The organism is Acinetobacter sp. YH01021 (assembly GCF_013420255.1).
In the GTDB taxonomy this organism is placed as follows: Bacteria; Pseudomonadota; Gammaproteobacteria; order Pseudomonadales; family Moraxellaceae; genus Acinetobacter.
In genome coordinates this window covers 1-11,180 of record NZ_VOYO01000005.1, presented here as the reverse complement: position 1 = coordinate 11,180, position 11,180 = coordinate 1, and the positions used below count along the sequence as shown (strand labels likewise).

The 11,180-nt window shown below is 44.0% G+C and carries 10 protein-coding genes and 2 rRNA genes; 7 read left to right on the top strand and 5 right to left on the bottom strand.

Features of this window, described 5'->3' with window-relative positions:
• Positions 1-6: 6 nt before the first annotated feature.
• Positions 7-813, top strand: a complete 807-nt coding sequence (locus tag FTT86_RS05525) for an ABC transporter ATP-binding protein (protein ID WP_044108774.1) — start codon at positions 7-9, stop codon at positions 811-813.
• Between the two features lie 322 nt (positions 814-1,135).
• Positions 1,136-1,756 (top strand): TetR family transcriptional regulator C-terminal domain-containing protein, encoded by a 621-nt coding sequence (locus tag FTT86_RS05520; protein WP_044108773.1) that lies wholly within the window; start codon positions 1,136-1,138, stop codon positions 1,754-1,756.
• A gap of 66 nt (positions 1,757-1,822) precedes the next feature.
• Here the strand turns inward: FTT86_RS05520 and FTT86_RS05515 are convergent, their stop codons facing one another.
• Positions 1,823-2,386, bottom strand: coding sequence for a 5'-nucleosidase (locus FTT86_RS05515; RefSeq protein WP_044108772.1), 564 nt, complete (start codon positions 2,384-2,386; stop codon positions 1,823-1,825).
• A gap of 242 nt (positions 2,387-2,628) precedes the next feature.
• On the opposite strand from FTT86_RS05515, the gene ribF reads away from it, so the two are divergent.
• The 5 genes from ribF to FTT86_RS05490 all read left to right on the top strand — a co-directional run bounded on the left by ribF (position 2,629) and on the right by FTT86_RS05490 (position 8,227).
• Positions 2,629-3,630, top strand: a complete 1,002-nt coding sequence (ribF, locus tag FTT86_RS05510; protein ID WP_180180772.1) for a bifunctional riboflavin kinase/FAD synthetase — start codon at positions 2,629-2,631, stop codon at positions 3,628-3,630.
• Between the two features lie 64 nt (positions 3,631-3,694).
• Positions 3,695-6,541 (top strand): isoleucine--tRNA ligase, encoded by a 2,847-nt coding sequence (gene ileS / locus FTT86_RS05505; RefSeq protein WP_180180771.1) that lies wholly within the window; start codon positions 3,695-3,697, stop codon positions 6,539-6,541.
• Positions 6,534-7,073, top strand: coding sequence for a signal peptidase II (lspA, locus tag FTT86_RS05500; protein WP_004281218.1), 540 nt, complete (start codon positions 6,534-6,536; stop codon positions 7,071-7,073). The genes ileS and lspA overlap by 8 nt, the downstream gene beginning before the upstream one ends.
• Positions 7,066-7,548, top strand: a complete 483-nt coding sequence (locus tag FTT86_RS05495; RefSeq protein WP_005105274.1) for a peptidylprolyl isomerase — start codon at positions 7,066-7,068, stop codon at positions 7,546-7,548. Before lspA ends, FTT86_RS05495 begins: the two co-directional genes overlap by 8 nt.
• A 136-nt stretch (positions 7,549-7,684) precedes the next feature.
• Positions 7,685-8,227, top strand: a complete 543-nt coding sequence (locus FTT86_RS05490) for an NADPH-dependent FMN reductase (protein ID WP_004281216.1) — start codon at positions 7,685-7,687, stop codon at positions 8,225-8,227.
• A gap of 268 nt (positions 8,228-8,495) precedes the next feature.
• Here FTT86_RS05490 and FTT86_RS05485 read toward each other — a convergent pair whose 3' ends face one another.
• The 4 genes from FTT86_RS05485 to FTT86_RS05470 all read right to left on the bottom strand — a co-directional run.
• Complete coding sequence (locus tag FTT86_RS05485; protein ID WP_180180770.1) at positions 8,496-8,834, bottom strand: tautomerase family protein; 339 nt, start codon at positions 8,832-8,834, stop codon at positions 8,496-8,498.
• Between the two features lie 517 nt (positions 8,835-9,351).
• Positions 9,352-10,524 carry a PQQ-dependent sugar dehydrogenase gene (locus tag FTT86_RS05480; RefSeq protein ID WP_180180769.1) on the bottom strand — a complete coding sequence of 391 codons (1,173 nt, stop codon included), beginning with the start codon at positions 10,522-10,524 and terminating at the stop codon, positions 9,352-9,354.
• A gap of 206 nt (positions 10,525-10,730) precedes the next feature.
• Positions 10,731-10,845 (bottom strand): 5S ribosomal RNA (rrf, locus tag FTT86_RS05475).
• Positions 10,846-11,100: 255 nt separating this feature from the next.
• Positions 11,101-11,180 (bottom strand): 23S ribosomal RNA (locus tag FTT86_RS05470); the annotation flags it as partial.

Genomic DNA, 11,180 nt, shown 5'->3' with positions numbered 1-11,180 from the left:
CATGTGATGACTGATCTCAGTTTAGGGCGTCATGCCAATGACCCGATTGTGCCACTGGACCAACCTGCGGCAGAGATCAATCCTGCTGCAGTGATCGGTGCCGAAATTATCATTGAACAGCTGCACAAGTTTTACGGTTCGGTCAAAGTTCTGGAAGATCTGAACCTGCATATCCAGCCGGGTGAATTTCTGGCAATTGTCGGTCGCAGTGGTTGTGGTAAAAGTACCTTATTGCGCCTGATTGCCGATCTGGAACAGCAAAGCTACGGCGAAATCAAGTTTAAGTCAGCCCGGCATATTCGCGAAGGCATTACTACCGATGATATCCGGGTGATGTTTCAGGACCCTCGCCTGCTGCCCTGGCGCAGCATCAAACAGAATGTACAGTTAGGCCTGGGCAAAGAGCAGCATGCCAAAGCTTCGCAAATGCTGGAAAAGGTCGGACTCAAAGAAAAAGCTGGACTGTGGCCTTCACAGCTTTCTGGAGGACAACGGCAACGTACCGCCTTGGCGAGGGCATTATCGCATCAGCCGCGTATTCTACTGCTGGATGAACCGCTCGGCGCCCTGGATGCCCTGACACGTCTGGAAATGCAGAACCTGATTGAACGTCTCTGGACCGAGCAAGGCTTTACCGCCATTCTGGTCACGCATGATGTCAGTGAAGCAGTGCAATTGGCAGACCGGATTATCTTGCTGGACAAAGGTCATATTGCCAAAGAGTTTAAGGTCAATTTGCCACGTCCCCGGCAAAAAAGTGTGACATTTGCAGAACTGGAACAGCAGGTCTTGCAGGCAGTTTTAGCGACCTGAATACCCAATCCAACCCAAAATCGAGCATGGTTTTGGGTCTTATTCTTATAAAAATGCATTTATCTCAATAAGAGGACATTTTTATCAGATTCATTTCAGTATTATTCCTCTCTTGCATTGATGAAGAAAAAAAATGAATAAATGAAGTATTTTCAGAAACTTGAATTTTTCTTCTGGTGTAGATGCATTTAGCCTGTTTTAAATATTGATCTAGAGAATAAATCATCATTATTCAAAAAATTAGCCTGTGACTGTGTGCACAAATCTGATGATTTGCCGTACAATTGAGGATTCCCTTTTTCATTGTTTTTTATATTTGCTAATGGAACAAAAAAAGAGTACTCAAAAACGCAATCAGCTGCTAAATGCTGCACTAGACGTATTTTCCCTATATGGTTTTAATGGGGCTAGTCTAGATGAAATCGCACAAATTGCAGAAATGCATAAGTCGAATATTTTCTATTATTATGAAAATAAAGAAGCCCTGTATGTCGAGGTATTAACCACCGTTCTACAAAAATGGCTGGCGCCTTTACAAACCCTTGAAGCTGAACTTGAGCCTGAAGAAGCGATCACCAATTATTTGATGCAAAAAATTGAAGTGTCGCGTACCCAGCCTAAAGCATCCCGTTTATTTGCTTTGGAGGTGATTCAAGGTGCACCGCATATTCTGGAAATTTTAAAAGGTCCGCTAAAAAAACTGGTCAAGCGTAAAGCCAAAGTGATTTCCAACTGGCAGGAGCAAGGCAAAATTTCTGCAAATATTGATCCTGAGTTACTGATTCTGAATATTTGGGCGATTACCCAGAACTATGCAGACTTTGCCACTCAAATGGAAATGGTCACGGGTAAAACCTTGCGTAACCGCAGCATGCAGCAACGCATTATCCAGCATACGGTACACATGATGTTATACGGCGTGATTCCACGCACGGATAAATAAGCAAGCGCTTCTGATTGGCACACGACCATAGCTGCTATGGTCGCCGAGCAAACTTAACTTTCCTATTTATTTTACCATTTGATATAAATCTAATAATTTTTTCGCACCCAATAACAGATTTTCTTCCCAATCCAGATGTGCAGTCTCATTGGCCCCATCACTAATGTATTTCACTGAAATAAGCCGAACGCCCAGCTTTTTACAGACTTTGGCCAAGGCATAGCCTTCCATATCCACCAGATTACACGCCACTTTTGAAATACCGGTTTCAAAGCTATCGCCTGTTCCACAAATCCCTTTCGGCAAATGGTCAAAGAAAGGCTCCAGCTCAATCGCACCCGGGAAATGCTGATCCATCGGGGTCATGCCGATCTCAAAGCCGAGGGGTGAAACATCCATATCACGCTGTACAAATTGAGTGACTTCGACCAGTTCATGCGCATTGAAATGCGAACTCCCAGCGCTTCCCAAATTCAGCACGGTACTGCAACCGGTGTTCTGAATCACCTCAAAAGCTTTAAAGGCCGCGTTGACTTTACCAATCCCGCTGTAATGCACCTGAATGCCTTCTGCTTCAAACAAGCCTTTGGATTCATTGGGTAGAGCCATGATGAGTGCCAGATCGGACATTCGAAACACCTGATATCAAGAAAAACCCTGACATTAGAAAACAAAACCGGCTGAATGAAAAGCATCTGTGCTCTGATCAGACATACTCAGATATAACTTAGTACGTAGAAAAACCAGTCGGCTCAATTCCAAGGAAGATGAATTTTCAAGAAAAATATTGCATAAAAACACAACAGCAAGACGAAAGCGCGAGATTATGGCAATATATAGCCTCTCGATATTTCTAAGCACTTGATTTGCCCATGCAGCTGCTCCGTCTAAATGCTTTAGCCTCTCATTCTGAATTACCCAAAACTGCCGTGACGATCGGTAATTTTGACGGCGTGCATTTAGGCCATCAGGCGATGATCCGTCAGCTGCAACAGGTGGCTGAAGCACAGGGTTTAAAATCTGTGGTGATGATTTTCGAACCGCAACCACTTGAATACTTTCAGGGTTATGATGCCCCACCGCGTATTTCATCCTTGCGTGAAAAAGTTGAATACCTGACTGAGTTGGGTGTGGACTATATCGCGGTGGCGAAATTTGACCATACTTTTCGCAGCCTGACTGCAGAAGTCTTTGCCGACATTTTAAAAGAAAAACTGAATGCCCGGCATCTGGTCTTAGGCGATGATTTTCACTTTGGTAAAAACCGCCAGGGCAATAGCGAATTCCTGCGCAATTACGGCTTTGAAGTGACCAATTTAAATACCATTGTTCTAGATGGTGAACGCGTCAGTTCCACCCGGATTCGCCAGACCTTGCAAGCCGGTGATTTGGCGCTGGCCGCACAATTGCTGGGTCGTCCCTATAGCATTACGGGGCGGGTACAATACGGTGATCAGATTGGTCGAACTATTGATTTCCCCACCATTAATATACGGCTAAACCGGCATAAACCCTGCCTGAATGGCATTTATGGGGTTGAAGTCATTTGTGAAACCGAATCCCTCAAAGATAAGGTCAGACAGGACCATCCGACCAAAACGGGGATTGCGGGTTATGACCCGACTGCCCTGTTTGGTGCAGGTCATGTCGGCACACGTCCAGTCATCAAACAAGCCGATCCAGAATGGCGATTAGAAGTACATTTTCCAGATGTTTCTGCTAATCTGTATGGCCTGTTAATGCGGGTGACGTTCTTAAACTATTTACATGGCGAAAAGGACTATCCTTCGCTTGAAGCGCTAAAAGCCGGAATTGATGATGATGTCGAGAAACTGCTTGAGTTTCGTCGAAATCACCCCACATTTCCCTTTTAATATCCCATATTTTTATTGTAAAACGTGTCAGTGACATAACTGATTAGATTGGAAGACGACTTGCATGAGCGATAAGCAAACTCCTGAAAATGCAGTGGACTATAAAGCCACGCTAAACCTCCCAGGTACTGACTTTGCAATGAAAGCAAATTTGGCAGTACGTGAAGCGAAATGGTTAGAAGAGTGGTATGCCGACAACATTTATCAGCAGATTCGTGAATCGCGTATTGGCAAGAAAAAATACGTGCTTCATGACGGCCCTCCTTATGCCAATGGTCAAATCCATTTGGGTCATGCGGTCAACAAAGTACTCAAAGACATCATTATCAAAAGTCGTGTCATGGATGGTTTTGATGCGCCATATGTACCAGGCTGGGACTGTCACGGTTTACCAATCGAACTCAAAGTCGAAGAAAAAGTCGGCAAAGTCGGCGTGAAGGTAGATGCGTCTACCTTCCGTAAAGCCTGCCGTGAATATGCCTACACCCAAGTTGAACTTCAAAAGAAAGACTTCGTACGTATGGGCGTATTCGGTGATTGGGACAATCCTTACCTCACGATGAACTTCAAACAAGAAGCCGACATCGTACGTTCACTGGGTGCAATCGCAAAAGCAGGTCATATCGAGCCAGGTCTTAAACCAGTCAACTGGTGTCTGGACTGTGGTTCATCATTGGCTGAAGCTGAAGTTGAATACGAGGATAAAAAATCAGATGCAATTGACGTCGGTTTCACCGTTGTTGATTTAGCGGATTTATCTGCACGTTTAGGCGTAGACGTTGCTGATCGCACGGATATCGTAATCTGGACCACCACACCTTGGACCATGCCTGCCAACCAGGCAGTCGCACTGCATGCTGAACTTGAATACCAACTGGTAAAAGCAACAGCCGAAGATAAAGCTGCACAAAACTTTATCTTGGCGAAATCATTGGTTGAGTCTGCAACTCAGCGTTATGGCTTTACTGCATTTGAAGTGCTTGCTGAATTCACAGGTGCAAAACTTGAGAATTTAGTTCTTCAACATCCTTTAATTGCTGAGCGCCAAGTGCCAGTGATCTTGGGTGAACACGTCACTGATGCTAGCGGTACAGGTGCAGTACATACCGCACCGGGCCACGGTGTGGACGACTATAAAGTTGGTTTACAGTACAACCTCAAAGTTGAAAACCCAGTCGGTGGTAATGGTGTGTATTTACCAACGTCGCCTATCTTCCCGGGCGAGCATATCTACAAAGCCAATCCAAAAATTATTGCAGCATTAACTGAAGCAACCAAGCTTTGGGCACACGTGGTGATCAAGCATAGCTACCCGCATTGCTGGCGCCATAAAACCCCGATTATCTTCCGTGCGACCCCACAATGGTTCATCAGCATGGATGCCAAAGGTCTGCGTCAGAATGCACTGAATGCGATTGAAAACGAGATCAGCTTCGTACCGGACTGGGGTAAAAACCGTATCCAGGCGATGATTGAAGGCCGTCCAGACTGGTGTATCTCACGTCAACGTACTTGGGGCGTGCCAATTCCATTCTTTGTGCATAAAAATACCAATGAATTGCACCCACGTACGCCTGAACTGATCGAAGAAGTCGCGAAACTGATCGAGCAGGAAGGGATTGATGGTTGGTACAACCGTGATGCATCTGAGTTTATCGGTGCGGATGCTGAACAATACAATGCAGTTCGTGACACTTTAGACGTTTGGTTTGACTCTGGTACAACGCACTATGCCGTACTACGTGAACGTGAAGAATTGACTGATCCTGCTGATTTGTACCTTGAAGGTTCAGACCAGCACCGTGGCTGGTTCCAGTCGTCGTTATTGACCTCGATTGCGATTAACGAACGTGCGCCATATAAAGGTCTATTGACCCACGGTTTCGTGGTCGATGAAAAAGGCCGCAAGATGTCCAAGTCGATCGGTAACGTCATCACGCCGCAAGACATCATTAAAGATATGGGTGCAGATGGCTTACGCTTCTGGATCGCATCGGCAGATTACCGTTATGAAATGACCGCAGGTAAAGAAATCTTTAGCCGTGCCTCTGATGGTTACCGTCGTATCCGTAACACGCTTCGTTTCTTGTTGGCGAACCTGAATGGCTTCAAACCTTCGACAGATGCCCTGCCTGTGGATCAATTGATCGCGCTTGATCAATACATCTTGCAACGTGCATCTGAAGTGCAAGAAACCATTAAGAAAGCATACGAAGATATGAACTTCCATATCGTCACCACTGCTTTAACGAATTTCTGTATCAACGACTTAGGTGGTTTCTACTTAGACATCATCAAAGACCGTCAATACACCACCAAAGCGGATTCACAAGCACGTCACTCTGCACAAACTGCGTTGTATCACTTGGTACAAGCATTCGTGCGTTGGATGTCACCAATCCTGAGCTTCACTGCACAAGAAGCGTGGCCGTTAATCCCTGAGCAATCAGAGAAATACGTGTTCATCGCTGAATGGTATGATATTCCTGTGGCTTCAACTGCAAATGTAGTATCTGAAGCGGAATGGCAAACGCTCATTGCTGTGAAATCTGCAGTAAACAAATTCATTGAAACTGCACGTACAGCAAAAACTGTCGGTTCTAACTTGTCTGCCAAAGTTGAACTTTGGGCAAATGCTGAATTAAAAGCAGTGCTAGATAAGTTAAGTGATGAGCTTCGTTTCGTCCTGATCACATCACAAGTGCTGGTGAATGAGTTTGATGCGGCACAAGGTGAAGCGTCTGATCTTGAAGGCTTGAATGTGAAAGTTTCAGCAGCTGATGGCGAAAAATGCGTACGTTGCTGGCATGTATTACCAGATGTAAATACACATTCTGCACATCCTGGTCTATGCGGTCGTTGTATTATCAACCTTCCTACAGGCCAAGGCGAAGAGAGAAAATATGCCTAATACCCACACCAAAAAGGGCTTATTCCAGTTCTATCCACATAATTTATGGTGGGTTGGACTGGCCATTCTGGCGATCATTCTGGATCAATGGACCAAATGGATTGCAGTGACAAATCTGAATTATGCAGATCCTGTTCCTGTGCTGCCCTTTTTAAATTGGACATTGCTACATAACTATGGCGCTGCCTTTAGTTTTCTGTCCGATGCCGGTGGTTGGCAACGCTATTTCTTTACTTCACTGGCAGGTTTAGTGTCTGTAATCTTCGTGTTTTGGCTGATGCGTATGCCAAAAGACATGAAAATTTTACCGCTGGCAATTGCCCTGATTCTGGGTGGTGCCATCGGTAATTTAATCGACCGGGTCAGCCTCGGCTATGTAGTCGATTTTATTCATGTGTATTACCAGAACAGCCACTTTCCTGCTTTCAATATCGCAGACAGTGCCATTACTGTAGGCACTATTCTGATGCTGATTGATACCTTTTTCTTAGAAAAACATCGAATTCAACGGGCGCAAGCACAACATGACTGATTTTATTCATCCTAACGAAGAAACCCGGGTTGCAGACGGTTCTAAAGTCGAGCTGCACTTTTCTGTCGCAATCGAAAATGGCGTGGAAATTGACAATACCCGTAGCCGTGAAGAACCGGTCAGCCTGGTGATTGGCGATGGCAACCTACTGCCTGGTTTTGAAAAAGCACTGATTGGCTTACGTGCCGGTGACCGTCGCACGGTCAGCCTACCACCAGAAGATGCTTTTGGGCCATGGAATCCAGAAAACATCCAGAAATTTGACACGGTAAAATTTGGAGAACGTCCGATCGAAGGTCACATGATCGAGTTTGAAGACAAAGCCAAAGCGACCTTGTATGGCGTGGTGAGATCGGTGAATGATGACATCACTGAAGTGGACTTTAACCATCCATTGGCAGGCAAAAACATCACTTTTGAAGTGGAAATCTTTAAAGTGACACCTGCGGGTCAGCAAGGTATTAAACTGATGTAAAACATCAGCTAATTGACTGATTTTGAAAAAGCTCCTTCGGGAGCTTTTTTATTTTCCGGATACAAATCATCTCTAGTCACCTCTCTGAAATCTGATTAATTTAATTTGATGATCAGACCAGAAGAAAGGATGAAACATGAAAATTTATATTGTGGTTGGAAGTGTGCGTGAGGGACGTACCGCGATTAAAGTGGCACACTGGGTACTGCAGGAAATTAAAAGTTATGCCTTTAGCACTTTAGAAACTGAAATTGTCGATCTAAAAGAATGGGATCTTCCGCTATTTTCTGGGGCTCATCCGCCATTGACCGGAATTTATGATCAACCCAAACAGCAAGACTGGGCCGACAAGATTGCGCTTGGCGATGCCTTTATTTTTGTCACGCCTGAATACAATCATGGCTATAGCCCTGCCCTGAAAAATGCCTTGGATTATCTCGGCAAGGAATGGCAAGGCAAACCGGCAGCTTATATTGGTTATGGTGCGACCAACGGCTCACGTTCAATTGACCAGATTCGTCAAGTCGGCACTCAACTTGGACTGGTGGATACCAATGCCGTGATTGAAATCCGGGACATCTTTGCGCGCAACAAAGATTATTCCTTCCAAGGCAATGAATTTGATAATAAAAACTTAAAAGCTGTGGTAGATAGACTGATTCAATATGTCAGTGCTTAATGTGGACGACAGTCCTGTACGTTTTAGCCTACATGCAGCGCAGAGTTTAGCCGCTATGCGGTCGTTTTATGCGAGGCTATAGTGAGTACATAGACAGACAGGAAGTCTGCAAAGCGATACGACAACAATAAAAAGCGCCAATCAACAGGACGTTGACAGATTAGACAGGAGTCAGATCTGAGAAGCAAATCCAGAAAAGTCTCGACAGGATGTTGAGGCTTTTTTGTTTTTAAACTTTAGATGTAACGTGAATACTAATCGGGATACATCAGACATCAACCTTAAACCCGAGATCAACATCACAGGCCGCTTGTCCCCCCCGTATCCCCCAATTTTCCAATGCACTTTCTCTCAGATGAATCAGAATATGATCTGCGGGAATACCGATTTCCACGAGACTTTTGACCATCTGCTTATACAAATTGCACTTGGTCTCCAGACTGCGGCCAGCAAAACAGTCAATACTGATCAAGGTGAAATATTCAGGTTTAGCTAAATGGCTCATATACTGAAAACGATGCGCTTCATGCACGACCAGACGAATATTACGATCATATTCAGGTAGCTGAAAGGCAGTTTTCACACAATGAAATACGCTGTTAAGCAATTGTTCCTCAACTGCTTGAGGATATTGTTGGCGAACTTCAATTTAAATCGTAGGCATAGGAGTTTCCTTTTTATTATTTTATCGACGTTTTATTTAAATCAGTTGATGTATATCAAAAGAGTATTCTCTCGCTAAAATGCAGCAAAATCATCACCGCAGTTTATGATTTGGTCAAAAGATCATATTGAAACAGTATTTTTGAATTTATCTTTTTAAAATTCGGCTGTCGGCTTTGACCTACAATCTATGCAGCTAAACTGCCCTATTGCGCTGCGTCGCTTCAGGCTATATTCAGATCATACCAAGACAGGAAGTCTTGTAAGAAAAATAAAAAAAATCACGTAGCAGGATGCTGATCGGTATAACAGACATTATACCTTTAACAGAATATGAAAAGGCCTTCACAGGATGTAGAGGCCTTTTTCTTTCATGTCAGCATCAGCTTAAAAATCCTTTTATCCAGATGGTTAGCTTATTCAATATTTCATATTTAGATAAGCAACCTAAAAGCAGAGGATTAAGGTGCTGTCATTTTTAACAAACCTGCTCGCGGACCATCTTGAATCACCCACAGTGAACCATCCTGTGCCTGAGCAACCCCGCGAATCCGCTCTTTCATATCCAGACGTTGAACTTCTTTCACTGGAACCTGGGTGGTATCCACAATCACAATCGCCTTAGAAGACAGACCGGTAGCAATCGCTTTATTTTTCCATTTCGGAAAGACATTAGCAGTATAAAATATTAAATCTGAAGGAGAAATTACCGGAGTCCAATTCAGTGCCGGGGCCTCAAATTCAGGTCGGGTACTGTGGTCAGGAATCGGCTTACCGTCATAATGATCGCCATTGGATACCAGTGGATAACCATAATTTTTAGCTTTGACAATCTTGTTCAGTTCATCGCCGCCTTTCGGTCCCATTTCGATCACCCAAAGCTGCCCTTTCGGATCAAAAGCCATGCCTAGAGGATTACGGTGTCCAAGACTCCAGACCTGCTGGGCAATTTTACCCTGAGTCATAAACGGATTATCGGCAGGGATTGAGCCATCATCATTCAGGCGAATAATCTTACCGGCATTAGATTGCATGTCCTGTGCAGGGTTGAATTGCTGACGTTCTCCTGAACTGATCCATAACTTACCATCCGACCCGAATACAATCCGATGGGCATAATGTCCCTGGCCTGAAAATTTCGGCACTTGCGTCCAGATCCGTTCAATCTGTTTCAGTTGGGGGGTAGACTGTCTCAAATCAAGTTTGCCACGAACGACCACAGCACCATATCCACCTTGACCCTTTTCAGCATAACTCAGATATACCCATCGATTCTTTGCAAAATCTGGATGTAAAGCAACTTCACCTAAGCCGCCTTGGCCCCCATACGCAACCTGGGGTATACCTTTCACCTCGATTTTTTTCTTGGTTTTTGGATCAAAGAGCTGCAATTTTCCTTTGCGCTCAGTAATCAATAGTCGGCCATCATTTAAAGTAGTAATCGCCCACGGCTCATTAAATTGAGCCACCTGTTCAACCTTATATTTTTGCATGCTTAAAGAGACTGCATCCGATTTGGCAGCTGATGTAGATGCGTCTTGAATACTTCTAGAAGATGAATTCTCTGCATGACAGGCAGTAAATGCTAAAGCACAACAACTGAGTAGAATTTTTATTTTAAATTGCGACAACATCCTCTTCTCCATACTGATTTATTGTTCAAATTAACATCAAGATACAGAGTTTCTGGTCTAAATTCAGCATAGAAAAGTAAATAGATATATTTTAAAAATTATAAATAGAATTTCTCTTAATAAAGAATTAGTGTCTAAGCTTTCGACTAAATCCCGCGCATAAAAAAACACCCCCAACCGTTTGGTTGGGGGTGTTTTGAATAATGAGCTGGCGATGACTTACTCTCACATGGGTAACCCCACACTACCATCAGCGCTAAGAGGTTTCACTTCTGAGTTCGGGAAGGGATCAGGTGGTTCACTCTTGCTATGGTCGCCAGCACAACTGTTTATGACTTTGCATTTGGTCTTATTTAGATGCCAATGCTTGGTCAAATAGAATTCATTAACAGGTATATCTGAGTTGTGAGTGTAACATAAAGCGTAGCTTTATGCCTTGCACTCAGGCAAACGCTTTCGCGTTTGCTTATTCTTCGTTCATCTTTAGCGTTCACTAAATCAAGCTGTTTTGCTTAATATCGAATCAATTGATCCTCACTTCTTTCGAAGTTCGTACAACAACTGTTTGGGTGTTGTATAGTCAAGCCTCACGAGCAATTAGTATTGGTCAGCTTCACATATCACTATGCTTCCACATCCAACCTATCAACGTCGTA